The sequence below is a fragment of the Aureimonas sp. AU22 genome (assembly GCF_001463745.1).
In the GTDB taxonomy this organism is placed as follows: Bacteria; Pseudomonadota; Alphaproteobacteria; order Rhizobiales; family Rhizobiaceae; genus Aureimonas.
On record NZ_BBWJ01000040.1, the window covers coordinates 68120 to 93138 of the forward strand.

The following is a 25019-nucleotide window of genomic DNA, read 5'->3' on the forward strand; positions in this document are numbered from 1 at the left end:
TATGCGCCGCGCTCCCCCACTGCACCACTGCCGGATCGGCGTTGAAATGTTCGCACACCGTGTCGCCTGGGACGACGAACCCGATGCCACATCCACCGACCACCAGCCGAGAAGCGGCCGAGGAAACGGATCCGCAGTTCCCTTTCCATCCATTATCCGGCCCTTGGCGGTTCGTGGCCAGCACGTGGAGCAACGAACAGGAACCACCGGCAGTCCTTACGGACCAGTTGGATACATACCAGTATACAGAATGTTAACTTGCGTTCGGGTATCGCGCGCGCAATCTGGCTTTGCTCGAGGTGAGGTCGAATGGCACACGAAGCGATGGAAAAGCGGATCGGCGATCGTCTCCGGAAAGCCCGCGACAGCCGGGGGATGACCGCGCAGGGTTTGGCGAAGGCGCTCGGCGTGAGCTACCAGCAGCTCAGAAAATACGAGACGGGCCAGAACCGTATCAGCGTGTCCATGCTGTTCCGCCTTTCGCAGGTTCTCGACGTCGACATCATGCAGTTCTTCATGGGTCTCGGGTGCGGCGAGCCGAAGCGCGGATCGATGTCGCCGGCGTCGGCCAATTTCGATCTGGGATCTGCTTTGTCGCGCGTCGACGACATCGCCGTCCGCAAGCGTCTCATGGAACTCATCGAAGCGCTGGATAAGAACGTGCGCTGAGGAACGGCGCCAGGTCCGCCCCGCCCGCGAACCGCATCGTTTCGCCTCTCAGGCCCTGCCGAGAAAGCAGCGCGACGTACTTACCGAGCTCGGACGGTTCTCCGCCACCCGACGCCTCTCAGGCATAGCAAGGGTCGTCGGCGCTTTGCGCTCCCGTAGATTCCATCAATCTGGATAGCGCGGAAACGTCCATGGGACGCCCGATCAGGTACCCCTGGGCCTGCGTCCAGCCATTGAGCCGCAACCATTCGAGCTGCTCCGCCGTCTCGACACCTTCCGCCGTGGTCGTCATCGACAGGGCGCGGCCCATCTCGCCCGCCGCGCGGATGATCGCTTCCGACTGCGACGAGCGGCCGATGTCCCCGACGAAACTGCGGTCGAGCTTGAGCTTGTCGAAGGGAAACAGCCGGAGGTAGGACAGGGACGAATAGCCGGTCCCGAAGTCGTCGAGTGCGATCCGCACGCCCAGGTCCTTCAGCGCGTGGAGGATCCGCATGTTGTGCTCGCTGTCCTGAAGCAGCACCGATTCCGTGATCTCCAGCTCGAGCCGGCGTGGATCGAGGCCGGAGCGGGCCAACGCGCCCGCAACCCTCATCGGAAGGCCCTCGCTGCGGAACTGGACGGCGGAAACGTTCACCGCCACGGATATATCCGCCGACCAGAGAACGGCCTGCCGGCAAGCCGTCTCCAGGACCCAGTCGCCGATCGGAACGATCAACCCCGTTTCTTCGGCCAGCGGAATGAAGTCGACGGGCGAGATCAGACCTCGCTGCGGGTGCCGCCAGCGCAGCAGTGCCTCGGCGCAGTCGATCCGGGACGAGCCGAGCTCGAGCAAAGGCTGGAAGGCGATCTCGAGTTCATCTCGCTCCAGAGCGGACGCAAGATCGGTCTTCAAGGCCTGGCGCACACGGATCCGATCGAGCATCGATCCTTCGAACAGCCTCAGACCTCCACCTGTCTCCTTGGCGCGATAGAGCGCGATGTCCGCGAAGCGAAACAGCTCATCCGGCAACAGGTCCGTCGTGGGCGACGAGGCCACGCCCGCACTGCATCCCAGCCTGATCACGTCGGCATCGATGATGAACGGTTCCGCAAACCGGGCCAACATGCGTTGCGGCAGATCCAGCGCCGGCTCACCCGCAGGCAGAATCTGGATCGCCGCGAACTCATCGCCCCCCAGGCGAGCGAGAACAGCGCCGCCGTCGACTTCGTCGCGGAGGCGATCGGCAACGTCCCTCAGCAGGGCGTCGCCGACGTGATGACCCAGCGTGTCGTTGATGTCCTTGAAGAGGTCGAGATCGAGGAGATAGATCGCCACCTCGCGTCCGTTCGCTTGAGCAAAAGCCGCTTCGAGCGCGCGGTTGAAACCGCTGCGGTTGGCAAGCCCGGTCAGCGGATCGTGGTGGGCGAGATGATCCAGCCGCTCGCGCGCCTGCCAAGCCTCGGTCACATCGCGGAAGAAAACGGAAAGGCCACCGCGCCACGGACAGGCGCTCACCTCGATCCAGGTTTCCTGCGCCGGAAGGAACGCCTCGAACCGCACCGTCCGGCCGGTTTCCAGAGCCTCGCGATACCCTTGATAGAACTTGCCGTCGACTTCCTCGGGATAAAGGTCCCACAGAACGTCGCCGACACCACCGGCGCTCGTCTGCGATATGAACTGTTCCCCGCTTTCGTTCAGGTATGTGATCCGCCAGTCGCGATCGAGGACGAGCACGCAGTCGACCGTGCTGTCGAGCACCATCTCGAGATGCTTGCGTCCTGCTTCGACCTCCTCGCGCATGCGCCATTGCTCGGTGACGTCGCGCGAGATCGTCAGAAGATGCGTGACGTCCCCATAGGCATCCCGCACGGGATCCACCGAAACGTCCCACCAGATCTCCCCCCCTTTCCTGTCCGGCGTGGCAACGGTGAAGCGGCTGCCGTTCCCACGGGCTGCGGAGCATATGGCCGACCGAACGACAGGCTGGCTCTTGCGGGGCCACCCGGCGTCCCAGCGACCACCCAGCATACGTTCCGCCCTTCGCGGGCCGACATGCTCGCGAGCAGCACGCCCCATCGTGCGGATGACCCCATGGACGTCGAGCACGAGGAGGAAATCCGGGCTGCTGTCCAGCACACTCCGGGCGAACGCTTCGCTGCTGCGAAGCGCTTCTTCCGCAAGCTTGCGCTCGTGGATGTCTTCCAACGTGCCATACCAGCGCACCACGCGCCCCGCCTCATCGAGCCGCGGGCGGGCGTGCGATCGGGACCATCGGAACGAACCGGATGCGGTTCGCACGCGATACTCGATGTCGAGAACGCTTGCGGAAGCCAAGGCCCGCTCCCAGGTCTCCAATGCCCGGGGAAGATCGTCCGGATGAAGCGCCTCGATCCAACCATGACCGAGTGCCTGTGCTTCCGTCATGCCGGTAAGCGCCAGCCATCGCGGCCCTGCCTCGACGATCTGGCCCTGTGAATCGGCGATCCACGGAATATGCGGGCTGAGTTCGACGGCGTGACGGTAGTTGTTCTCGCTCTCGCGAAGGGCGGCCTCGACGACCTTGGTGTCGGTCACGTCGAACAGGATGCCGACCATACGCTCCGGACTACCCGTTTCACCACCGATCGGGTCTCCCCGGCTGGCGAGGTGACGAAGGCGGCCAGTGGCGTCGATGATCCGGATTTCCAGCGAGAACTGCCTCGCCTTTGCGAGCGCCGCCTCCGCTTCATCGAGAAGGGGAAGGTCGTCAGCCACAACGTAGTGTCGAAACAGGGCGGCTAAATCTTCCTCCGTCCCGGGCGCCAGCCCCAGCAGCCGGTACATCCCGTCGGACCAGGTCAGTCGGCCTGTCGCGAGATCGAGCTCCCAGCTGCCCGACGTCACCGCTGCCTCGGCATGCGACAGGAGAAGCCCGTGGCGATCGCGATCTTCGCCGACGATCTCGTTCTCCTGCGCAAGCCGGAGAAGAGCGGTGCGATTTGCCGCGGCGTCGAGATCGGATTTGTTCCGCCGCAATTCGTCGGTCGCCGCCTCCGCCAGACGCGACAGCAATGCCGACTGTTCGGGTGTCAGCGTCCGCGGCACGGTATCGACGACGCAGAGCGAGCCCAACCGCACGCCCGGCTCGGTGACCAGCGGCGCTCCCGCATAGAACCGGATGTGCGGGCTTCCCGCCACAAGCGGATTGTTCCTGAACCTATCATCCTCCAGGGCATCGGAGACGACCAGCAAACCGTCGTCCCGAATGGTGTGATCGCAAAACGCTTGTTCGCGCGGCGTGGACACGAGGTCGGCGCCCGATCGTGCCTTGAGCCACTGCGTGTCCCTGTCGATGAGGGAGACATAGGAGACCGGCGTGCCGATCACTTGCCGGGCCAGTTCGCAGATGCGGTTGAGGGAGGAGGTCTCGCCCATCTCGACGACGCCGAGTGTCTCCAGCGCTTCCAGCCGTTTTCGTTCGATGGCGTTCGGCAAGTCTTGTCTATGCATGGCATCTACTCTCGATGCGCTGAAGGATGTGCCGGCGGCGCTAGGCTTGAATGGGACGATGGGTCGGAGTCTGTCCAACGTGGTTTCAGCGGCAACGATGGCGGATCGCAGCTTGTGGGGGTCCCGGCCGAGAGCCGCGTCGCGCTATGTTCATCCGCCTCGTGTTGAGCGGGACAGTTGCGTCGGCGACGTCAGAAGCGCCGAAGGCGGCGGTGCCATGCGCTCGCGGGGCCAGGGGAACCGCGGATATCTGCGGGATGCCGAATTCCAGGTCGCGCATCGGTCGTATCCCCGGTCAGCCAAAGCTGACGCCGTGGCCTACATAACTCGTGGTTCTGTCGGGTTTACGCGATTCCATTGAAAAAACGGTTACGTTTCCCACCCCCCCGCAGGGGTCGGACGACGGACGTCGCGGTGGCTTCTGTTTTCAGATGCGCAGCCGAACCGGTTAGACTCAATGCCGATCTTCAACGGCTTCGATCATGGACTGACCGATTGGTTTGCGTGCGCGGTCGTACCCAGTCCAAGGATCGGGTTCGGTAAGGCGTTCGAGCGCGTCGCGCGGGGTGAAGCTGTTGGCGGCCGTCAGGCTCGAAAGCTCCTGCCACGACACCGGCATGGCGACAGGTGCTCCCGCTCTGGCGCGGGTCGAGTAAGGCGCGACGGCCGTCTGACCCCGCTCGTTGCGCAGCCAGTCGATGAAGATCTTCCCCCGCCGCTTCTGCTTCGACATCGTGGCGACGAAGTGGGACGGATCGCTCGCGGCTATCCGCAAGGCGAGGCCCTTGGCGAACCGGGCGACGTCGTCGAATCCCGCCTTCGGGACGAGCGGCGCGACGACATGGATCCCCTTGCCGCCCGTCACCATCGGAAACGACCGGAGGCCCAGCGCCTTCAAGGCACCGCGCACGAGCTCAGCCGCCTCGCGCACCGCCTGGAAATCAACGGAAGGATCGGGATCGAGATCGAAGACCAGGCGATCAGGCGTTTCGATCGCGTCGTTGCGCGATCCCCATATGTGGAACTCCAGCGCGCCCATCTGCACCGCGGACACCACGCTCGACGCGTCGCGAAGGCTCATGTAGCGCGCCGGCTCGCCGCCGCTCTCGGTCAGTTCGACCGTCCCCATCGCCTCGGGGAAACCCTCCCCGACATGTTTCTGGAAGAAGCACGGCCGCGCCATTCCGGACGGGCATCGTTTCAGTGTCAGCGGGCGGTTTCGCGCGTGGACCAGCATGCGCTCGGCAACGTGATCATAATAGCGCGCAAGATCGCCCTTGGTCACACCGCCCTCGCGGTAGACGACCCGGCCGGGATGGGTGACCTTCACCCCGGCGACCTCGATCGCGCCGGTCTTCGGATCGGAGACCGCCGGTGCTTCTTGCGAACCGTCTTCGGCCGGCCGTTCATCCACCACGTCCCGAGCCGGCTTGTCGCCGCGCAAGCCCTTGAACACGCCATGGCGGATCTGCCCCTCGGCCGTCAGCTCGGCGAAATCGACCTCGGCGACGAGTTCGGGCCGCACGAATCGGGCGCCCTTGGCGACAGGCTTCGGCAGTTCGGAAAAGGTGGGCTTCGCGACCGAGAGGGTCTCGAAGCGCTTGGCGAGTTCCGCCAGTGCCGCGGCATCGAAGCCGGAGCCGACGCGTCCGCGATAGACGAGGCGATCGCCTTCACGGACGCCGACGAGGACCGAGGAAAAGGGCCGCCCCGGTCTGTCGGACGGTGACCAGCCCCCGATGACGAACTCCTGCCGCCGCGTGCATTTGATCTTTCGCCAGTCCCCGTTCCGTGCGCCGACGTAACCAGCGTCGACCCGCTTGGAGACGATCCCCTCCTGGCCCGCGCGGCAGATCCCCTGGTACACGGCCGGACCGTTGCCGCGCACATGCTCGCTATAGAGAAGCCGTCCCTCGCCGCCGGCTTCAAGGAGCGTTTTCAGAAGCGCCTTGCGCTCGATCAGCGGCTCGCCCGCAAGGTCGTTCCCGTCGAGTTCGAGAAGATCGAAGCAGAAGCAGGACAGCGGCGTTGCGTCGGACAGAGCCCTCTGAAGGGTCGAGAAGTCCGCCCGTCCCGCCGCGTCGAACGCCACGACCTCGCCGTCGATCACGGCACTCCGGCACGGTAGTGCTAGAGCGGCATCCTTCAGGCTTGCAAAACGGTCGGTCCAATCCTGCCCGGTGCGGGTGGAGAAGCGAACGGTACCGGCGCCGATAGCGATCTGCACGCGGTACCCGTCGTACTTCACCTCGTGCAGCCAGTCGTCTCCGTCGGGTGCGGCACCGGTCAGGAGGGCGAGTTGGACGGGTCGGAACGCCGGCAACTCGTCCGTACCCGCCGCCCGCTTGCGCCGAGAGGGCTTCGCGCCGAGTCGCCCCTTCGCGGGCGAGGACGTCTTGCGAGCCTTCCCCCGTGCCGGCGCTCCCGCCGTGATCTCGTCCAGGCTGCGTCCGGTGGAAACGCTGCGGTCAAGGGCCAGTATGTCCTCGCCGGGCTTTGCCTCTTCGTCGCGCTCCTTGATCAGGAGCCAGTTTTCGCGGCCGCTTCGCTCCCGTCCCTTCATACGCACCAGCGCCCAGCGGCCGTGCATCTTCTCGCCGTGCAGCTTCATCTTGAGGCTGCCGCGTTCCAGCCCCTCGCTCGGCTCCCCCTCGGGCTCCCACCACCCCCGATCCCACAGCATCACCGTGCCGCCACCGTATTCGCCGGCGGGGATCGTCCCCTCGAAGGTTCCGTAGTCGAGCGGATGGTCCTCGACGCGCACCGCCAGCCGCTTGTCGGCCGGGTCGAGACTGGGGCCTCGCGTTACCGCCCAGCTCTTGAGGACGCCTTCCCACTCGATGCGGAAATCGTAATGAAGGCGCCTTGCATCGTGCTTCTGCACCACGAAGCGCAGTCGCTCGCCCAGGGTGCCACCGTCCTCGGGCTCCTTGGTGCGTGAGAAGTCGCGCTTCTGGCGATAGCTCTGGAGGAGAGTGTCGGCCCGGCTCGCCATCCGAAGCGCCCCACCTCAAGCCCGCTTGCGCTTCGGGGACGCCTTGGTCTTCGCGCCGGACTTGCGCGCGGGCGCTCGGCCACCTTCATCGCGGCTTCGCTCGAGGCTCTTCTTCAGGCTCGCCATGAGGTCGACGACATTGGACTTCGCGTCGCCTTTGGGCGCAGCCTCCGGCTCGTCCTCGATCTCGACCTCGCCGTGCTTGCGCCGCTTCTCCTCGACCAGCGCCCGCACGGCCGCCAGATAGTGGTTCTTGAAGGCCCCAGCCTTGAACGGGTGGGTCTTGCGCTCGATCAGTTCCTGCGCGACCGACAGGAGATCGTCGTCCGTCTCGCCCTTCGCGATATCCTCGAACAGCTCGTCGGCCTTTCGGATCTCTTCCGCGTAGTGCAGCGTCTCCAGAAGAAGGCCGGTGCCGTAGGGACGGACCGCCACGAGATACTCCTTGCCGCGCATGGTCAGCTGACCGAGCCCGGTCTTGCCGCCCTCCTTGAGCGCGTCGCGCAGCACGCGGAAGGCATCCTCGGCGAGTTCGTCCTGCGGTACGACATAATGCGGCTTGTCGAAGTAGAGCGGCGGGATCTCGTTCGCGTCGACGAACTGCACAAGTTCGAGCGTCTTCTTGGTTTCGAGCTTGACCGCGTCGAGCTCATCGTCGGTGAGGATGACGTACTGGTCCTTCTTCACCTCGAAGCCGCGCACGATATCCTCGGCCGACACCGGACCATGGCCCTCGACGACCTTCTCGTAATGGATGCGCTTCCCGCTCTTCCGGTCGATCTGGTGGAAGCTCACCGTGCCCGACGACGACGTCGCCGGGAAGATTTCGACCGGGATGGACACGAGGGAGAGACGGATCTGCCCCTTCCAGATGGGACGCCGAGCCATGGCGGGAACTCCGAACAAACGCACGGACCCCAACGCGGTATTTTCCCCGCCGTTCCCGAACATGGTCGGCCGGAACCAGTGCCGGGCAACGAACGAACGCCGAGATATGCTGGTCGTCAGCCGCCATCCTTCAACCGATCTTCGACCTTGCGGCGACTGTTGCCGACTTCCTTCACGGCGTCTCGAACCTCGTCCTTCGACACGCCCTCCTTGCCGGCTTCGTAGCGGACCTCATGGTCCTGCCCGCCTGCGACCCGGGCCCGGTCCTGCGCGCGGCCGCGTGGTGTCTGCTCCTTCGACATGCTGCTTCCTCCAACGATCGGGTTTCGCATCGTCCGCGGACGCTCGCTCCGCCGGGACATCGAACCATCAACGCTGGGAGAAAGCTGAAGTTGCGGCGAAGGGATTGGTCACCTATGGCGCGGGGCACCCACGTCCCGAGCTTCGACGGACGTACCGTCCCATTGAGCGGCGACGTGAGACCGGATGTCGAGGGATCCGCCGCGGTTCCGCGGCTCGACTTTCCAGACTGTTCGTGTTCTGTTCTGACGTCAGTGCTGCCTTGAACGGATTCGTTCGGCTTGGCTTCGAGCGGGAGGCGCGAACGCTGCGGGGCAGGACTGACGCAGACGGAGACGTGTCGTGACGACTTCCCATTCGGTCGATCATCCTTCCGGAACGGACGACCCTGCCGACCCTGCGGCGCCTCCTAGACCCCGCAAGATCATCCACGTGGACATGGACGCGTTCTACGCTTCCGTCGAGCAACGCGATGACCCGGCATTGCGCGGCCTGCCGGTGGCGGTCGGCGGTTCCTCGCAGCGCGGGGTCGTGGCGGCGGCCAGCTACGAGGCCCGCGCCTTCGGCGTGCGCTCGGCCATGCCATCCGTGACCGCCAAGCGTCGATGTCCCGACCTCGTGTTCGTGAAGCCGCGGTTCGACGTCTACAAATCCGTGTCCCTGCAGATCCGCGAGATCTTCGCGGAGCACACCGACATCATCGAGCCGCTGTCGCTCGACGAAGCGTATCTCGACGTGACTGAGAACAAGCAGGGCATCTCGTCCGCCACCGCCATCGCGGAGGCCATCCGGCGGCGCATTCGCGAAGTGACCGGCCTGACCGCCTCGGCCGGCGTCTCGTACAACAAGTTCTAACGCACACCTTCAGGCAGTTTTGTCAACAATTAGGGGCAAGCTGCTGTAAAACATTGCAAAATGCGCGTTTGACAGGGTTTCTTCCCTAGGGTAACTGCGTCCGCCCTATGAAGCATCTGCTGAAACCCGAAGGCATTGCCGAACTAAAGGTCACACTGGTCGTCTTTCCGAATGGCGAGCGGTGCCCGATGCTCGTCACGGGCGACGGCATCCCCCTGTTTGACCCGACGGTCTGGTCGCTCACGAAGTATCGCAGGAGGAGCGCTTCCACCGTGGAGCAAGCCCTCCGCGGGGCAATGCTCATCCACCTGTTCTGCTGGCGACACGGCATCGACCTGGCCGAACGCATCAGGAGCGGCGCGTTCTTCGAGGTCGGAGAACTGGATGCCCTCGCATCGGACGCCTCGAAACCGTTCACCCGGCTACGGGGGGTATCGAAGGTGGTCCCCGTGGCTGCAACTGCGCAGAAGCGCCGTCGCTCCGTCGCAAGACTGCATCGAAGGCTTCCGTCGACCACTCGGGCGCAAGTGGTCATTCCCGCCACCGCAATGATCAGACTGCACTACGCCGCAAGCTACCTGAAGTGGCTCGGAGAACGACAGAGACCCCGTCTCCCCACAGGGGCCGTAAGTGCCGACGAGGCGTCCGCGAGGATGCGGGAATACGGGGCGAGGCTTCTGGAAGTGGTCGAACAGATTGAGGAGCGGTTGCCGTCAGTTACCGACGCGGACCGCACGAGCCTAGAGCCCGAAGAGCGGATCCGCCTTCTCGCGGTCACCCACCCGGACAGCCTGGACAATCCTTGGATCGATCCGTTCGTGCGTCTGCGGAACTGGGTGATCGTGCGCTGGCTCCTCGCCACCGGGATGCGACGGGGCGAGCTGCTCGGCCTCAGGATCAAGGACTTCAACCGGGGTCAAGCCTTTTGCGAGATCAAACGCCGTCATGACGACAAGCGCGACCGTAGACGTAGGCAGCCGAACGCTAAGACATCGGAGCGCCTCGCCCCCTTGGACGAGGGCTTGACCGAGCTCGGGGAGGAGTACCTCGAAGCCCGCAACCGGATCGAGGCTGCGCGCAAGCACGGCTTCCTCTTCGTCGCGCAAGACGGCAAGGCCCTTTCGGAAAGCGCAATCACGGGATTGTTCGCGCTGCTTCGGGAAAAGCATCCGGATGTCGGCCCTGTGAGCGCTCACGTCCTCCGGCATCAGTGGAACGAGGACTTCTCCGCCTACGCCGACGCAATCAAGTTGAGCGCCGAAGAAGAAGTCCGTGAACGCCGCTTGCTGATGGGGTGGTCCCGAACGTCCAAGATGCCGGGCCACTACTTGAAGCGCCGGACGAAGGTCAAAGCCGACGAACACAGTAGGGACATGCAGCGCCGGTTGATGAAGCACGGGTCCGCGATCCGGCAACGCATGCAGGACATGGAACGGGCGACCAAGGCGTTGCAGGACGACAGGGCTTGGCTCGGGGAGGTGATCGGTGCGTAAAACACCCTTCGGCAAGATGCCAGACGTCGAGTCACCTTACGAGCTTCCCGACCAAGCCGAGACCCGCGATGGCTATGTCTACCGTCCCGGCGACGATCATTGGCCGATCGTTACCGACATTGGTCGGCTGAACTTCCACTTCGGCGACCTCGGCGTCGCCCACGCGCTGAAGACCGGATTCAAAGGGTTCGTCACAGCACGACTTCGCAGCGAGAACCCGAGGTCGGTGTATTCGAATTACCAGTTGGTCCGAGGACTGCTCCTTCACATCGCGACCTACGACACGGACGCAGTTGCAATCTCATCCGCCCACCTGATGAATTACTCCGCTTCGTTCGAAGAGGACCAACGCTACCGTGCGACCGAGGCCAACGACATTGTACGAGTGTGGGCGCGCCTCGGCATCCCGGCTGTTTCAAGGGAAGCCTTCGTCACCGCCACCGACATGCCGAAAAGTTCAAGGAAGCGAGCGCTTGCGGTCCGGATGCGGTGCCCGATCCAAGGTGCGTACACGAACCTTGAGTATGACGGGCTTTATAAGGCTCTCCACGCGGCTTTCGCCGCGGGCGAAATCGCTATCGACAACTACGGCCTCTGCCTTCTCAGCGGAGCGATCGGGCCCAGGCCTGTTCAGATTGCCGGCCTGACGGTCGGCGATCTGAAGGTCACGATGGGGCCTGCGGGGAAAACGTACGTTCTGGCGATCCCCCGTGCGAAGCAAAGGGGCGCACGATACCGGACACAGTTCACCGAACGCCCCCTCATCGAAGAGATCGGCATGATCATTGAGGCGCAATCCCTGTTGGTTCGCGAGAAGGCAAGGCTCTGCGGAATGGCTGACCCCAACGAGGCACCCTTGTTCCCGGCCGTGCACGTGAGCAGTACATTCTTCGACGGTGGGACAACCCCTGCCCGCCCGACGCCAGCTTCCATCGCGATGAGGATCATCAACGTGATGGAGGGACTGGGCGTGAATTCCGAACGAACCGGAGAGGCGATCAACGTGAACGCCACGCGGGCGCGACGCACGGTCGGCACCCGTGCGGCACAAGAGGGCAAATCCCTGGACGAGATCATGGTGATCCTCGACCACACGTCACGTACCGCTGCACAGAGTTACATCGAGGTTCGTTCCGATCTTCTCCAGCGCCTCGACAAGAAGCTTGCCATCTTGCTGGCACCCATGGCGCAGCGCTTTGCTGGAACCCTTGCGGCGCGTGGAAACGACGTCGGGCAAGGCATCGAGCGGCATATCCTCGGATCCGTCGACGAGGGCGAAGGGCCCGTGGCCCTGGGTGGCTGCGGGAAGCACGGCTTCTGCGGCCTTGGGAAGCCAATTGCCTGCTACACGTGCCGACTGTTCCACCCATGGCTGGACGGACCTCACGAAGAGATCCTCGACTGGCTTCTCGGGAGGCGCAGGCAGATGGCCGAGGACGGATCCATGGCCGTCGCCGTCACACTTGACGACACGATCGTCGCGTGTGCCGAAGTGGTCCGCCAATGCCGAGCAAGGGCGGCATCGCTGGAAGGCGACCGAAATGGCTGAAGTCATCCCGTTTGTCCCGAAGGCCCATCTCGCCGCCTTGGCGAACATGGAGGAGTTCGTACGCTTTTGCCGCGACGAACTCGCCGTGTTCGGCTCCGATCTCGAATTCGAATCTTTTTCTTGGAACGTTACGCGCTTTTACCATCAGCGAGGCAAGTGCCATGAGCACTTCCTGAACTTCACCGAGAACACTCCCCGGCTGGGCCGGCTGGGTCCCATAATGCCGGAGCCGTTCGCGAGCCAGGTGAAGGCCTACATCCGCTACCATGCAGGTCGAAATCCGTCGAAAGCTCCTCCTCTGAATGAGATACGTGCGTTCAGGGCGTTGCTCGCGGCGTTCCTCGACAAAGGGGTGACGCCGGACCTGGGCTCGGTAGATGCCCATTTGCTCGACCATGCTGTCCAACTTGCTGCCGCAAGGAGACCAGGCAACTATTCAGCGAGCATCGGCGTTCTTTTGACGCCAGTTTCGGAGTTCCTGAGAGAAAACAATCTCGCCGCGAACGCCCCGATCGACTGGAAGCACGGCCAAGCGTGGGAATTGTACAACAACCGCTCGAGAGACGAGCGCCGTGAGGCACTGATGCCTTCAGATGAGGCGCTGCAAGCGCTTCCACGAAGTTTCCGTAAGGCAACCGAACCTCGTGATGTGATCGCCACGTCGGTGATGGCGCTGCTGGCGTGCGCCCCAAGCCGCATAAACGAGATCTTCGCACTCCACCACGACTGCGAGATCAAGCCCCTGACGGATGGCGACGAGGGTTACATGCTGCAATGGGCGGGCTCGAAGGGCCACCACGACTTCGCAAAGGGCATCCCCGCCGTGATGGCCGATGTCGCCAAGGAAGCGCTCGCGCGGCTGAACAAGCATACGGCCGAAGCACGACGCATCGCGGCTTGGTATGAGCATCATCCCGATCGTCTCTATCTGCCGGACGACTGCGTCCACCTGCGGGGCAAGGACCTCTCCGGGGCCGACATCGCACGTATCATCGGCTTCAACGAAGCTGGCAACGGACGAGACTGGGCAACCGACCGGAAGCTCGAGCCGATCAAGGGGATGCGGTCCTCAGCGGGACAAAGGATCTATGCGTTCCGCTTCTCGGACGTCGAAAGCGCCATCTTGTCCGAGTTGCCGCATGGCTTCCCGATCTTCGACAAGCAAACGGGTCTCCGCTACAGCGAAGCGCTGATGGTGGTGCGCCGTCAGGAATTTGCCGACCGCGGACGCGGACGATGGCGCTGCATGATTGCCCCCGTTTCCTATGGCAACATCATGAATAGTTTTCACAAGCCCGACGGCGTCTTCGCGCGCCTTGGACTGTCAACGCCCGAAAATCCGATCGTCCTGAAGACACACCAACTGAGACATTGGCTCAACACGGTGGCACAGCGGGGCGGCCTGACTGAGGCGGAAATCGCGGCCTGGAGCGGCCGCTTGGACCGCCGGCAGAACGAACCCTACGATCACCGTACGCCCGAGGAGATGCTTCAAGCGAAGCGCCGTAGGGACAAGGAGGTCGCAACGATCGCGGGTACCGCGGTGAGGGTGAACCCACCGGTGGCGAGGAATGAGGCTGCGGCTCGCGCCGGGCACGGGCATGCGACAGACATCGGCTTCTGCGGGCACGACTTCGCCTCGTCCCCTTGCATGATGTTCATGCAGTGCCTGCACTGCACCAAGCACACATGCGTCAAGGGTCACGATCCGCGACACCTGGAAAGGGTGGAGTTCGCCCTCGAGCGCGCTCGGCGAAGCCTCGCTGAAGCGGAGGCGGCGCTGGCAAAAGAGTACGAGGGTGCGGACGACTGGGTCCGCGCTCATCGCGAGACGATCGAGCGCCTCGAGCAGTTGTACGGCATCCTGTCCGACCCGACCGTGCCGGACGGTTCGGTGATCCGGCTCGCCAAGTCCGGCCGTTACTCTTTGGTCGAACAGGCCATGCACGACAACGAGGTGGTCACGGGCGTCCTGCTGCGGGGGAACGTCGGCGGCATGCAGGGGATCGGTGCAGGGACGGCCGGTGCCTAGGGGCGTACGCAGGAAGCCCCCTGCCCGCCGTCCCCGCGCGCCTCCCATGACCCCGGAGCGCATCACCCGCATCGTTGCCCTGATCGACGGATGGACGGGGCGCCTCACGTGGGAGGCGCTCTGCGAAGCGGTCGCGCGCGAGACCGGCGCAAGCTACAGGCGGGCGTCGCTCAACAACTACCTTCAGATCAAGTCTGCCTACAAGGCGTACGTCAAGAAGCCCAACCTAGCACCAAGCGGGGATGCGACCCCGGCACCAAAACCAAAGGGACCGAGCAGGACGCAGAAGAAGATCAGCAGGCTGGAAAGGAAGGTCGCCGAGCTGACGGCCGTGAACGATGCCCTGTTGGAGAAGTTCGCCCGTTGGGCGGTGAACGCCGGCTCGCGCGGCCTCGACGAAGCCTTCCTGGATCAGCCACTGGTACAGATCAAGCGCTCCGAGAACCGATGATGGCGCAGAAGTCGTTCCTCGAAGTGAGCGAAGAGAACCATGCCAAGCTGGTCGAGTTCGTGGAGCGGCTCCGCGCGGCCGGCCTGAAACTCCCCGGGCGTCTCGGCAAGGTCAACAAGACTGCCGTCGCTAGGGCTTGCGGCTTCGCGCGGGAGGTTTTCCAGCAGAACTCCCGCTTCGCCCGCACCCTGGAAGAGGCCGTCGCGGACCTCGGCATCGACGTGCCGCAGGCGGAGGAGCCGGAGCCGCGGGACAGCGGGGACAAGTCCAGGATCATGCGTCTCGAGCAACAGCTCGCCGCCGCCCGCAGCGAGAACCATGAGTTGAGGCGGCGCTTGCGCCGCTACGAGGCCATCGTGGACCACGTGGCGTCGTCGGGGCGGAGGGTGATCCCGTGAGTTCCTCCCCTGGGGCGGCATGGGGAACGGAGCTGCCGCGCGGCCAGCATCTTATCCGGTTCCTGGCGGGACGACCGGAGTTCGTCGGCGTGGGCCCCGCGACGGCCCGGCGGATGTGGGATGCCTTCGGGGAAAGCCTCCACGACATCCTCGCCGAAGGCAGTGTCGAGCGCCTGACGAAGGTCCTTCCGCGGACACAGGCCGAGATCGTCTGCGATGCATGGCGGAACCAGAGGGCCGTCACCGAGGCGGTCGCGTTCTTCGACCGGCACGGCATCGGCATCCGTTACGCCCGAAAGGCCGTGGAGCTGTGGGGCGACGAAGCCATCGCCAAGCTCCAAGAGAACCCCTACCGCCTGTTGACGCTCTGCGCCTGGAGAGAAGTGGATCAGGCCGCGATGCGACTCGGGGTCCGACTGGACGACCGACGACGGCAGGTCGGGGCGGTGGAGGCGGCGCTCTACGAGCGGCTCGACGGGAAACACACGGTCACGTCCCTGGAGAAGCTCGTCCGCCATGCATGCACGCTCCTCGGCGCGACGCCTGCGGATGCGGAACGCGCCGTGACCATCGCGGTGGACGACGGCGCGGCCATCCCTTGTCCGGGTGGCTACCAGCCTGCGGGGGCCGCCTACGCCGAGCGGTTCATCGAGACCCGCATCCGTGCGGCGCTGGCCGATGACGGACAAGCGAGGGACCTGCTGGCGAGCCGACCCACGCCGGTTGCGATGTCGACCTTCCTCGAACGTTACAACAGTCTCGCCTCCCAGCGACTGACGAGCGAGCAGGCAGACGCGGTGACGATGGCGTTGAACCATCGGTTCGCGATCCTCGTCGGGGGCGCGGGGGTCGGCAAAACCACGACGCTCCGCGCCATAAACGAGGCCGCCGAGCAATTCGGATTCCACGTACACCAGCTCGCGCTCGCCGGGAGGGCCGCGCAGCGAGTGGCGGACGCGACCGGCCGGGCGGCCCGTACGATCGCCTCTTGGCTCTGGGATGCCTCGAAAGGCCGCGCGGGAACGGGAGCGCACACGCTCGTCGTCGTCGACGAAGCGAGCATGCTGGACCTACCCACGCTCTACCGCATCCTGTTCCATCTGCACGAGGATGCGAGGCTGCTGCTGGTCGGGGACGTCGCCCAGCTCGCCCCGATCGGATACGGCCTCACCTTGCACCGTCTGGTTTCCAGCCCCCGGATCCCGCGTGTCGAGTTGACCCGCATCATGCGGGCCGACGAGGCGACGGGAATCCCGGCGGTGTCCAGAGCCGTACGCGAAGGCAGGTTGCCCGAGCTACCGACTTACAGGGACGGTCGCACAGGGTGCAGCGTCGTCGGATGCGGGCCGGAAAGCGTCATCGACGAAATCGAGCGGATCCGCGACGACCTCCGCGACGAGGAAGTGCAGGTCGTGGGAGCGACCTATGCCGGTCCCGCCGGGATCGACGCGATCAACACGTACTTCCACCGCTACAACGCGCATGGCCGCTTGCGGCTCGCGCGCTTCGCCGAGGGGGACCCGGTCATCTGGACGAAGAACGACCACGAGCGCGGCCTTTGGAACGGAACCATGGGGCATGTCCTCGTCGTGAAGGAAGACCGCCTTACTGTCCGGCTCGACGGTCGGACCTTCGACCTCTTGGCTGCCGACCTGTCCGGCCGGATCGACCTCGCCTACGCTATCAGCACGCACAAGGCGCAAGGGTCGCAGTGGGGCACGATCATCGTGCCGTTGAGTTCCAGCCGTCTTTTCGATCGGGCTCTCCTCTACACGGCGCTGACCCGAGCCGAGCGACGCGTGGTCTTGGTCGGCGACCTCGGGCACCTGCACCGTGTGGTGACACAGCAGCCGAGTTCGCTTGCGCGCGACGTCGCGCTTGCCGTCTGATGGATCTCGCCTCGTCAAATGGGCGGATGATCGCGCGGAGCCAGGACCCTGGATCCACGGTCCTGCCAGCATTCGCGCTGTTCCAGAATACCCTCAGGGCGGACGCGGCCCGGTCCGGCGCGCTCCCCATAGCGCCGTAGCCGGACCGGGCCGCGTCCGCCCGTCCCCGTGCCCAGCACCTCGCAGCGGCGGCGCCGGAGTCGATCGGCGGCCCGGTAGTGAACGACCGGATGCCGTCCAGCCTTCAAGACACGCGTCGGGACAAGCTTTAGCAGGAGCCCGCCGACGCGTCCCGGCCGCTTCATGCACAAGAGCGTCCAGCACTGCGTCGGCAAGCATTTCGCGGGAGGAGCCTTACTTTGCCGCGGCGTCGAGGATCGCCGCGAACTGCTCGGGCGGAAGCGCCCCGCGGTACTTCTTGCCGTCGATGAAAAAGGTCGGCGTTGAATCGACACCGAACTCGCTCGCGCCCCTGTCCTTCGTCGCCACGACCTTCGCCTGGAGGTCGGCGTCGGACAGGCATGCCCTAAAGCTTTCCTCCGTGAAGCCCGCGATGCGCGCGATCGACAGAAGCCTGTTCGCCGCGTCGTCCGCGTGCGCCCAGCTCTCGGATTGCGCGAACAGGGCGTCGACCATCGCCGTGCGCCCGTTCTCGCCAGGCGTGCAGCGCGCCAGCATGGAGGCGGCGACCGCGCGCGGGTCGAACGGGAACTCGCGGACGATCAGCTTGGCCTTGCCCGTGTCAAGGTAGTCCCGCTTCAGCGTCGGGTAGGTGTTGGCGTGGAAGGCCGCGCAGTGGTCGCAGGTCATCGAGGCATACTCGACGATGGTGATCGGCGCGTCCGTGCGTCCGATCACCACGTCGGGCAGCACTTGGCCGGACATCAGCGCGGCGACGTCGACCTCGCCGTCGGCTTCGGGAGCGGGTGTGGACGGGGATGGCGCGGACGGCGCTGCCACCGCAGTCGGCGCCGCCGGGGCCTCGCCCACCGCCGCAGCGGGTGACGTCGTCTCGTCCGAGCATCCCGCGAGCGCGAGGAGGACGAGGCAGAGGGCGGGCGCAAGGGATCGGTGCGCGCGCCGACGGGCGCCGCGGATGGATCGGGTCATGGGAATGGTCCTCTATGCGCGCGGGCGGCCCTCGGGCGGCGGCGCGGGAAACGGAAACGGGGACTGGTTGGCCGAAAGGGCCGGGTTCAGGTCCGCGTCCGGTCCGGGGGGCGCTCGTCGGGCATGCGGTCGCGCCCGAGCAGGAGATCGGCCGGAACGGTGCCGATGCGCGCGGCCGAGAACCAGGGCGAGCCAATCTCCGGATGGACGTTCCCTACCAGCCCGAAGCCGCAGTGCACGTCGTCCGGCATGTCGTTGCCGTCCGTGCCGTCGGCGGGCGCGGCATCGCCGGTGTCCGTCCCGACCCCGACCACCACGGTCTCGGCGCAGCCGGGCACCGTCGCCGCCCCGTGGGCGAGGGAGGCGAACAGGGAGGCCAGCAGGACGAGCGCGAGCGCGGCGAACTTCATGCGCCCATGATCCCCGCTCGGACCCCCGCGTCAACCGCGGCGATGCCGCAGTCCGGCAAGCACGAGGGGTTCCGGCAGCCCGGGACGACGCGACGGGTCAATGCGACCGGGCGCCCAGGACGAAGTCGAAGAGCAACTTCACGTTCAGGAGCGCGATGGCCACGGCGATCGCCAACGCCACGCCGGCCAGCCAGCGCGGAGCCACGAGCTCGCCCATCTTGCGACGATCCATCGTGAACATGACCAGCGGGAACACCGCGAACGAGAGCTGGAGGCTGAGGACGACCTGCGTGAGGATCAGGAGGCGGGCGGTGCCGCTCTCGCCGAACCAGATCGTCACCGAGGCCGCTGGGACGATGGCGATGATCCGGGTGATCAGGCGCCGGAGCCAGGGCGCGAGCCGGATGTCGAGGAAGCCCTCCATCACGATCTGCCCGGCCAGCGTCGCCGTGACGGTGGAGTTGATGCCGCAGCACAGGAGCGCGACGCCGAACAGGGTCGGCGCGACGGCGGCCCCGAGGATCGGCGCGAGCAGGCTGTGCGCCTCGCCGAGCTCGGCGATCCCGGTCCGTCCCGTTGTGTGGAAGGCCCCGGCCGCCAGGATCAGTATCGACGCGTTGACGAGGAGCGCGAAGCAGAGCGCGACGGTGGAGTCGATCGTGGCGAAGCGCAGCGCCTGGTGCTTCTCCGGCAGGGTCGTCCCGTAGGCGCGCGTCTGCACGATGCCCGAATGGAGATAGAGGTTGTGGGGCATCACGGTGGCCCCGAGGATTCCGAGCGCGAGGTACAGCATCTCGGGGTTCGACACGATCTCGGTGGTCGGGGCGAACCCGCGGATCACGTCGCCCCAGTTCGGGTCGACCATGGCGATCTGGACGGCGAAGCACACCGCGATGACGCCGAGCAGCGTCACGATCAGCGCCTCGACCCATCGGAAGCCGAGCCGCTGGAGCCATAGGATCAGGAACACGTCGACGGCGGTGATCAGGACGCCGATCTCGAGCGGGATCCCGAACAGGAGGTTGAGGCCGATGGCGGTGCCGATGACCTCCGCGATGTCGGTGGCGACGATGGCGATCTCGGCGAGGAACCAGAGCGGCAGCGCGACGTAGCCCGGGTATGCGTCGCGGCAGGCCTGTGCGAGGTCACGACCCGACGCGATCGCCAGGCGCGCGCAGAGCGACTGCAACACGATCGCCATGACGTTCGACAGGAGCGCGACGAAGAGCAGGGTGTAGCCGAAGGCCGAGCCCCCGGCGATCGACGTCGCCCAGTTGCCGGGATCCATGTAGCCGACGGCAACGAGGTAGCCCGGACCGAGGAAGGCCGCCGCCTTGCGCCATGGCGGCGCGTTGCGGTCGACGCGGACGGTGCGGTGCACGTCGAGGAGCGATCCGTCCCCGCGGTCCCGCTTCCACCCCGCCTCGTCCGTGCATTCGTTCGAACCAGACATCGTTCCGCGCCCCACTCCGAGATCGCGTAGAGTTGTTCCTCAGCACATGGTTTGTCCAGTAGCAAACTTTGTGCCCGGAGCCGATTTCCGCTAGATGAGGGAGACGGAGGACGGCGGATGACGGGCGGGATCGACGGAACGGATGCGGCAACGACGGCGGCGCGGTTCGCGCGCGTGCGCAAGGCCAACCAGTCGGAGCTGTCGGAGGACTACGTCGAGATGATCGACGACCTGATCGCGGAGCGCGGCGAGGCAAGGGCGGCCGACCTCGCCGAGCGCTTCGGCGTCTCCCCCGGCACTGTCGCCCGTACCGTGCAGCGGCTAGCCCGGGACGGTCTGGTCAGCTCCGAGCCGTACCGGGCAATCTTCCTGACGGCAGAGGGCAAGGAACTCGCCGAACGGGTCAGGGCGCGGCACCGCCTGGTCGTCGACTTCCTGAAGGCGATCGGCGTGGCGCCCGCGTCGGCGGAGATGGATGCCGAGGGGATCGAGCACCATGTCGGGAAGGACACGCTCGACGCCTTCCGCAGGTTCCTGACGCGCTGAGGGTTACGCACGGCGGGACGTCCGATCCGGAGCGACGGCGCGGGGCCGCCCGGGCCTTGCCGCCTCAGCGCTCCGCGTCCGCCGGATCCTCGGCCAGCGCTTCGGGCCGGCTGACGGGCACGGCGTCCATCGACGTCTCGACGGAGAGGCCCTTCGTCCCGAGCCGCTTGAGCATGTCGCGATACCGCGGGTGCATCCCGCCGTCGACGTAGGACATCGGCATGCCCGCCCGGCCCTCGGACAACAGGGACTGGAGCAACCTGTCGTCCCTCTCGCGCTTGGCGGCCACCTCGGGCGCGACGCGCGTCTCGAGCGGCGGGCAAGAGGCCGCCGGATCGATCGGCTGGCGGTCCTTGCGCCGCGCGTCGAACACGTAACGCCCGCCGCAGGCAGCGACCTCGGGCTCCCTCCGCGTCACCTCGAAGATGTCGTACCCGAGCTTCAGGTTGCGCCAGAACGCAATGTTCGGGTCGCTCCGGTGGCGCGCCATCTGCTCGGCGGTCATCCGGAATGGGAAGGACTGAACCTGGAAGTCGCCCTGGCCGAGCGCGAAAGCCCTCTCCGCGTCGGCGTAGACCTCGCCGACGCCCTCGTCGGTCATCGCGAAGCACCCGGACGACGAGCAGGCCCCGTGCACCATCAGCGAGTCGCCCGTGTAGCCGAGCGACTTCTCGAGCGGGTTGGGGTAACCGAGGTTGAAGGAGCGGTGGTACTTCGAGTTCGGGTTCATCAGCGCCCGGGTGACCCGGTAGAAGCCCTCGGGCGCCTGGCGGTCGCCGTTCGTCTTCTTGGGACCGAGCTTTCCGGACCATCGGCAGAGCGGATGGGTCTTGTGCGGGGCGTAGCGACCGTCCGCGCCGAGCTTCCAGACCTCGAGTTCGCTCTCCTCCTTGAAGATGCGCACCAGGATCGAGCCTGGCGGACGGGCCTTCGCCTCGGCGTAGGCCGTGGGCACGAGGTCCTTGTAGGTCTCATCCGACACCGACATGCAGCCGCCCATGGACGCGAGACCGAGAAGGGCGACGGCCAGCGCTGCTCGTCGCGTGGCGGTGCGGGCGCGGCGTCGTGCGGGAAGGTGCATCTCGTTCCGAGGGTTGGTCGTGGCGGGTCTCCGTCCATCATCGACGGCCGGGCTGTCGCGGGGATGACCCGGGGCCGCAACCGTCGCGGCCGCCAAGAGACGCCTCGATCCGGCGGAAGTGAGGCGACCGCAGCCGTCGGTCCTCAATGCGTCTCGTGCAGGCACTCGCCGTGATCGCCGAGGACCTCGATCACCCGGCACTCCGCGACCGAATGGTTCGAGCAGTTCGTCATCCGCGCGATCTCCGCACGCAGCGCCGTCAGCCGGGCGATCTTGTGGTCGATGTCGGCGAGATGCGCGGCGGCGATCCGGTCGGCGCTCTCGCACGGACGGTCCGGCTCCCCGGCCAGCGCCAGGAGTTCGCGGATGGGCTCGATCTCGAAGCCGAGCTCGCGGGCGTGCCGGATGAAGCGCAGGCGGCTGAGGTCGCCCGCGTCGTAGAGGCGGCGGTTGCCCTCCGTCCGCGGCGGCGCGGCCAAAAGGCCGATCTGCTCGTAGTACCGGATCGTCGGCACCTTGATGCCGCTCGCGCGCGACGCCTCGCCGATCGGAACGCCTTGCGTCATTTTTCCTCTTGCTCCTCTAGCCGCTAGAGGAAGTACGCCTCTCCCGACACGCACGCAAGGAGAGCGCCATGAGCGCCGTCATGAACGAGAGCCGCTACAGGGTCACCGGGATGGACTGCGCGGCTTGCGGGAACAAAGTCGATACCGCCATCCGTCGCCTCCCGGGCGTGGAGGACGTCTCCGTGTCCGTATCCGCCGGGACGGTGAGGGTCAGCCACGCCGACGGCTTCGACACTGCCGCCGTCGTCCGCCAGGTCCGCAACCTTGGCTACGGCGCGGAGCCGGCCGGGGGCCATGCGGCAGCCGCCGACGGGCATCCGTCCGCTTCCCACAGCGCCGGCGGCCACGACCATGCGGGCCACACCCACGACGACCTCGGCGAGGCGGGCAAGCCGTGGTGGCGGACGCGCAAGGCGGGCCTCACCGCCGCCTGCGGCGTTGCCCTCTTGGCCGCCTACGTCCTCGGGCATGCGGTCCCCTCGCTCGAGCGGCCCGCGTTCCTCGCGGCGCTCGCCATCGGCCTGGTGCCCGTCGCGTGGCGGGCCATCACGGCCGCCCGGTTCGGAACGCCGTTCTCGATCGAGGCGCTGATGTCGATCGCCGCCGTCGGCGCCGTGTTCATCGGGGCCGAGGAGGAGGCCGCCGCCGTGGTTCTGCTGTTCCTGGTCGGCGAGATGCTGGAAGGGGTCGCTGCCGGGCGCGCGAGGGCGAGCATCCAGGGACTGACCGCATTGGTGCCGAAGACCGCGATCGTCGAGGCGAACGGCGAGACCTCCGAGGTGGCCGCCGACAGCCTCGCCGTCGGCACGGTCATCCTCGTCAGGCCCGGCGACCGCGTCCCGGCCGATGGCGCGGTCGTCGAGGGGTCGGGCGAGGTCGACGAGGCCCCGGTCACGGGCGAGAGCGTCCCTAAGCGCAAGGTCGTCGGTGATCCTGTCTTCGCGGGCACGATCAACGCCGGGGGCGTGCTGCGCGTCCGGGTGACCGCCGCGGCGGCCGACAACACGATCGCGCGCGTCGTCCGCCTCGTCGAGGAGGCCCAGGAGGCGAAGTCGCCGACCGAGCGCTTCATCGACCGCTTCTCCAAGGTCTACACGCCCGCGGTCCTCGTGGTCGGCTTGGCTGTCGCCGTCGTGCCGCCTCTGGCCTTCGGGGCGGACTGGAGCGAGTGGATCTACAAGGGCCTCGCGATCCTGCTGATCGGCTGCCCCTGCGCGCTGGTCATCTCCACCCCAGCGGCCATTGCGGCCGGCCTGTCGGCGGGCGCCCGGCGCGGGCTCCTGATGAAGGGCGGCGCGGTGCTCGAGAGCCTCGGCCGGATCACCGCCGTCGCCTTCGACAAGACGGGCACGCTGACCGCGGGCAAGCCCGTCGTGACCGACATCGTGGCGGGCAGCCGCTCGGCCGCGCAGGTCCTGTCGCTGGCAGCCGCGCTCGAGAAGGGATCGAGCCATCCGCTGGCGGTCGCGATCCTCGAGCGTGCGAAGGCGGAAAGGGTGCCGACCCCGCCCTCGTTCGACGCGAACGCAGTGGCCGGCGAAGGCGTCGAGGGTGGGGTCGGCGGGGAGCGGGTGTTCCTCGGGTCGCCGCAGGCGGCCGGGAGGCGCGTGGTCCTCGCGCCCGAACAGGAGGCCGCGATCGCGGCGCTGAACGCGGACGGCAAGACCGTGTCCGTGGTCGTGGTCGGCGGGGCCGTCGCCGGGTTCATCGCGATGCGCGACGAGGCCCGGCCGGATGCCGTGGCGGGCCTGGCAGCCCTGAAGGCATCCGGCGTCCGGGCCGTCATGCTGACGGGCGACAACAGGCGCACGGCCGAGGCGGTGGCGGCAGGTCTCGGCATCGAGGCACGGGCGGAGCTCCTGCCGCAGGACAAGCAGCGCATCGTGCGCGAACTCCAGTCCGAAGGGCTCGTCGTTGCCAAGGTCGGCGACGGCATCAACGACGCGCCGGCGCTGGCGGCCGCAGACGTCGGCATCGCCATGGGCGGCGGCACCGACGTGGCGCTGGAGACCGCGGACGCGGCGGTGCTCCACGGCCGGGTGAAGGACATCCCCGACATGATCGCGTTGTCCAAGGCGACCATGGGCAACATCCGGACGAACATCGCCATCGCCCTCGGCCTGAAGGCTGTCTTCCTGGTGACCACCGTCCTCGGCATCACGGGCCTATGGCCGGCGATCCTCGCCGACACGGGCGCGACGGTCCTCGTGACCGCCAACGCCATGCGGCTCCTCGGCTGGAAGCCCCGGTGAGCGCCGCCGCCGACGACCTCCTTCGCATCGGGCCGGCGATCGTCCTCGCCGTCACCGTGGCGTGGCTTGCGCTCGCCACCCGTCGGACGTCCCGGGAGATCGGCGGGCGTGCCTATGGCTTCGGGAGGAGTCCCCGCCAGACGCTGGCGCGCGTCCTGTTCGGCGCGACCGTCGTGGGCGGTCTCGCGGCCCTCGGGCTCCATGCGGCGGGGAGCGCGTCGGCCGCGATCGCACCGCTCGCGGGCGAGGCCTACGCCGTCCGTCTGTCCGGTCTGGCGCTGGCCGTCGCGGGGCAGGTCCTGACGGTCGTGGCCCGGAGCGGGATGGGCCGACGCTGGCGGGTCGGCATCCCGGACGAGGCGCCTGACGCCCTGGTCACGACGGGTTTATTTGGCCTCAGCCGCAACCCCGTGTTCCTCGGGATGCTCGCGATGGCGGCAGGGCTCGCGGTGGCCGTGCCGTCCCCGGCGATGATCGGCTGCGCGCTGGCCTTCTGGGTCGCCTGCGAGGTCCAAGTCCGGGACGAGGAGCGCTTCCTCGAACACTCGTTCGGCCCCGCATACACCGCATACCGAAGCGCCGTGCGGCGCTGGATCTGACATGGAACAGG

General features: G+C 66.6%; 19 protein-coding genes and 1 pseudogene. 11 read left to right on the forward strand and 9 right to left on the reverse strand.

The features are described 5' to 3' along the window. The first annotated feature begins 309 nt into the window (after positions 1-309). Positions 310-669: a helix-turn-helix domain-containing protein gene (locus AUL34_RS13975; RefSeq protein WP_061934824.1), complete on the forward strand. Its 360-nt coding sequence runs from the start codon at positions 310-312 to the stop codon at positions 667-669. 118 nt (positions 670-787) lie between these two features. Here the strand turns inward: AUL34_RS13975 and AUL34_RS13980 are convergent, their stop codons facing one another. From AUL34_RS13980 to AUL34_RS13995, 4 genes are all read right to left on the reverse strand, one after another. Beyond that, positions 788-4141, reverse strand: coding sequence for an EAL domain-containing protein (locus AUL34_RS13980; RefSeq protein ID WP_082653376.1), 3354 nt, complete (start codon positions 4139-4141; stop codon positions 788-790). Between the two features lie 454 nt (positions 4142-4595). Continuing rightward, entirely contained in the window at positions 4596-7136 is a 2541-nt protein-coding gene (gene ligD / locus AUL34_RS13985; protein ID WP_061934828.1) for a DNA ligase D, read from the reverse strand. 15 nt (positions 7137-7151) lie between these two features. Next, positions 7152-8024, reverse strand: coding sequence for a Ku protein (locus AUL34_RS13990; RefSeq protein ID WP_061934964.1), 873 nt, complete (start codon positions 8022-8024; stop codon positions 7152-7154). A gap of 116 nt (positions 8025-8140) precedes the next feature. After that, positions 8141-8326: a DUF3606 domain-containing protein gene (locus AUL34_RS13995; RefSeq protein WP_061934830.1), complete on the reverse strand. Its 186-nt coding sequence runs from the start codon at positions 8324-8326 to the stop codon at positions 8141-8143. 421 nt (positions 8327-8747) lie between these two features. Between AUL34_RS13995 and AUL34_RS14000 the strand changes: the two are divergent. From AUL34_RS14000 to AUL34_RS14030, 7 genes and pseudogenes are all read left to right on the forward strand, one after another. After that, a pseudogene (locus AUL34_RS14000) lies at positions 8748-9176 on the forward strand (DNA polymerase IV); the annotation flags it as partial. Positions 9177-9286: 110 nt separating this feature from the next. Continuing rightward, positions 9287-10672 (forward strand): site-specific integrase, encoded by a 1386-nt coding sequence (locus AUL34_RS14005; RefSeq protein WP_082653378.1) that lies wholly within the window; start codon positions 9287-9289, stop codon positions 10670-10672. After that, positions 10665-12221 (forward strand): hypothetical protein, encoded by a 1557-nt coding sequence (locus AUL34_RS14010; protein ID WP_139224543.1) that lies wholly within the window; start codon positions 10665-10667, stop codon positions 12219-12221. The genes AUL34_RS14005 and AUL34_RS14010 overlap by 8 nt, the downstream gene beginning before the upstream one ends. Further along, positions 12214-14253 carry a hypothetical protein gene (locus AUL34_RS14015; protein ID WP_139183986.1) on the forward strand — a complete coding sequence of 680 codons (2040 nt, stop codon included), beginning with the start codon at positions 12214-12216 and terminating at the stop codon, positions 14251-14253. Before AUL34_RS14010 ends, AUL34_RS14015 begins: the two co-directional genes overlap by 8 nt. A 46-nt stretch (positions 14254-14299) precedes the next feature. After that, positions 14300-14704 carry a hypothetical protein gene (locus tag AUL34_RS14020; protein ID WP_061934837.1) on the forward strand — a complete coding sequence of 135 codons (405 nt, stop codon included), beginning with the start codon at positions 14300-14302 and terminating at the stop codon, positions 14702-14704. Beyond that, entirely contained in the window at positions 14701-15102 is a 402-nt protein-coding gene (locus tag AUL34_RS14025; RefSeq protein ID WP_061934839.1) for a hypothetical protein, read from the forward strand. Before AUL34_RS14020 ends, AUL34_RS14025 begins: the two co-directional genes overlap by 4 nt. Next, on the forward strand, positions 15099-16991 hold the full coding sequence (locus AUL34_RS14030; protein ID WP_090672816.1) for an ATP-dependent RecD-like DNA helicase: 1893 nt from the start codon (positions 15099-15101) through the stop codon (positions 16989-16991). The genes AUL34_RS14025 and AUL34_RS14030 overlap by 4 nt, the downstream gene beginning before the upstream one ends. Positions 16992-17345: 354 nt before the next feature. Here AUL34_RS14030 and AUL34_RS14035 read toward each other — a convergent pair whose 3' ends face one another. The 3 genes from AUL34_RS14035 to AUL34_RS14045 all read right to left on the reverse strand — a co-directional run bounded on the left by AUL34_RS14035 (position 17346) and on the right by AUL34_RS14045 (position 19964). Continuing rightward, the gene (locus AUL34_RS14035; protein ID WP_061934843.1) at positions 17346-18101 is read right to left on the reverse strand and encodes a DsbA family protein; all 756 of its coding nucleotides are present in this window, start codon (positions 18099-18101) and stop codon (positions 17346-17348) included. 86 nt (positions 18102-18187) lie between these two features. Continuing rightward, positions 18188-18511: a hypothetical protein gene (locus tag AUL34_RS14040; RefSeq protein ID WP_061934844.1), complete on the reverse strand. Its 324-nt coding sequence runs from the start codon at positions 18509-18511 to the stop codon at positions 18188-18190. Positions 18512-18608: 97 nt separating this feature from the next. Beyond that, the gene (locus AUL34_RS14045) at positions 18609-19964 is read right to left on the reverse strand and encodes an Nramp family divalent metal transporter (protein WP_061934846.1); all 1356 of its coding nucleotides are present in this window, start codon (positions 19962-19964) and stop codon (positions 18609-18611) included. A 117-nt stretch (positions 19965-20081) separates the two neighbouring features. On the opposite strand from AUL34_RS14045, the gene mntR reads away from it, so the two are divergent. Then, the gene (mntR, locus tag AUL34_RS14050) at positions 20082-20510 is read left to right on the forward strand and encodes a manganese-binding transcriptional regulator MntR (RefSeq protein WP_061934848.1); all 429 of its coding nucleotides are present in this window, start codon (positions 20082-20084) and stop codon (positions 20508-20510) included. A gap of 64 nt (positions 20511-20574) precedes the next feature. On the opposite strand, the gene AUL34_RS14055 is transcribed toward mntR, so the two are convergent. Next, positions 20575-21591, reverse strand: coding sequence for a murein L,D-transpeptidase family protein (locus AUL34_RS14055; RefSeq protein WP_061934850.1), 1017 nt, complete (start codon positions 21589-21591; stop codon positions 20575-20577). A gap of 143 nt (positions 21592-21734) precedes the next feature. Further along, entirely contained in the window at positions 21735-22157 is a 423-nt protein-coding gene (locus tag AUL34_RS14060; RefSeq protein ID WP_061934852.1) for a helix-turn-helix domain-containing protein, read from the reverse strand. 68 nt (positions 22158-22225) lie between these two features. Between AUL34_RS14060 and AUL34_RS14065 the strand changes: the two genes are divergently transcribed. Both AUL34_RS14065 and AUL34_RS14070 read left to right on the forward strand, forming a co-directional pair. Then, on the forward strand, positions 22226-24409 hold the full coding sequence (locus tag AUL34_RS14065; RefSeq protein WP_061934854.1) for a heavy metal translocating P-type ATPase: 2184 nt from the start codon (positions 22226-22228) through the stop codon (positions 24407-24409). Continuing rightward, a complete protein-coding gene (locus tag AUL34_RS14070) occupies positions 24406-25008 on the forward strand; it encodes an isoprenylcysteine carboxylmethyltransferase family protein (protein ID WP_061934856.1) in 603 nt (200 codons plus the stop codon). Before AUL34_RS14065 ends, AUL34_RS14070 begins: the two co-directional genes overlap by 4 nt. Positions 25009-25019: the final 11 nt, after the last annotated feature.

Bases quoted from the DNA above. Each gene is read 5' to 3' on its own strand.
- AUL34_RS13975 (WP_061934824.1), top strand. From the start codon at position 310: ATGGCACACGAAGCGATGGAAAAGCGGATCGGCGATCGTCTCCGGAAA.
- AUL34_RS14005 (WP_082653378.1), top strand. From the start codon at position 9,287: ATGAAGCATCTGCTGAAACCCGAAGGCATTGCCGAACTAAAGGTCACA.
- AUL34_RS14015 (WP_139183986.1), top strand. From the start codon at position 12,214: ATGGCTGAAGTCATCCCGTTTGTCCCGAAGGCCCATCTCGCCGCCTTG.
- AUL34_RS13980 (WP_082653376.1), bottom strand. From the start codon at position 4,141: ATGCATAGACAAGACTTGCCGAACGCCATCGAACGAAAACGGCTGGAA.
- AUL34_RS13990 (WP_061934964.1), bottom strand. From the start codon at position 8,024: ATGGCTCGGCGTCCCATCTGGAAGGGGCAGATCCGTCTCTCCCTCGTG.
- AUL34_RS14035 (WP_061934843.1), bottom strand. From the start codon at position 18,101: ATGACCCGATCCATCCGCGGCGCCCGTCGGCGCGCGCACCGATCCCTT.
- AUL34_RS14045 (WP_061934846.1), bottom strand. From the start codon at position 19,964: ATGTCTGGTTCGAACGAATGCACGGACGAGGCGGGGTGGAAGCGGGAC.
- AUL34_RS14065 (WP_061934854.1), top strand. From the start codon at position 22,226: ATGAGCGCCGTCATGAACGAGAGCCGCTACAGGGTCACCGGGATGGAC.
- AUL34_RS14055 (WP_061934850.1), bottom strand. From the start codon at position 21,591: ATGCACCTTCCCGCACGACGCCGCGCCCGCACCGCCACGCGACGAGCA.
- AUL34_RS14025 (WP_061934839.1), top strand. From the start codon at position 14,701: ATGATGGCGCAGAAGTCGTTCCTCGAAGTGAGCGAAGAGAACCATGCC.
- AUL34_RS14060 (WP_061934852.1), bottom strand. From the start codon at position 22,157: ATGACGCAAGGCGTTCCGATCGGCGAGGCGTCGCGCGCGAGCGGCATC.
- ligD (WP_061934828.1), bottom strand. From the start codon at position 7,136: ATGGCGAGCCGGGCCGACACTCTCCTCCAGAGCTATCGCCAGAAGCGC.
- mntR (WP_061934848.1), top strand. From the start codon at position 20,082: ATGACGGGCGGGATCGACGGAACGGATGCGGCAACGACGGCGGCGCGG.
- AUL34_RS14040 (WP_061934844.1), bottom strand. From the start codon at position 18,511: ATGAAGTTCGCCGCGCTCGCGCTCGTCCTGCTGGCCTCCCTGTTCGCC.
- AUL34_RS13995 (WP_061934830.1), bottom strand. From the start codon at position 8,326: ATGTCGAAGGAGCAGACACCACGCGGCCGCGCGCAGGACCGGGCCCGG.
- AUL34_RS14020 (WP_061934837.1), top strand. From the start codon at position 14,300: ATGACCCCGGAGCGCATCACCCGCATCGTTGCCCTGATCGACGGATGG.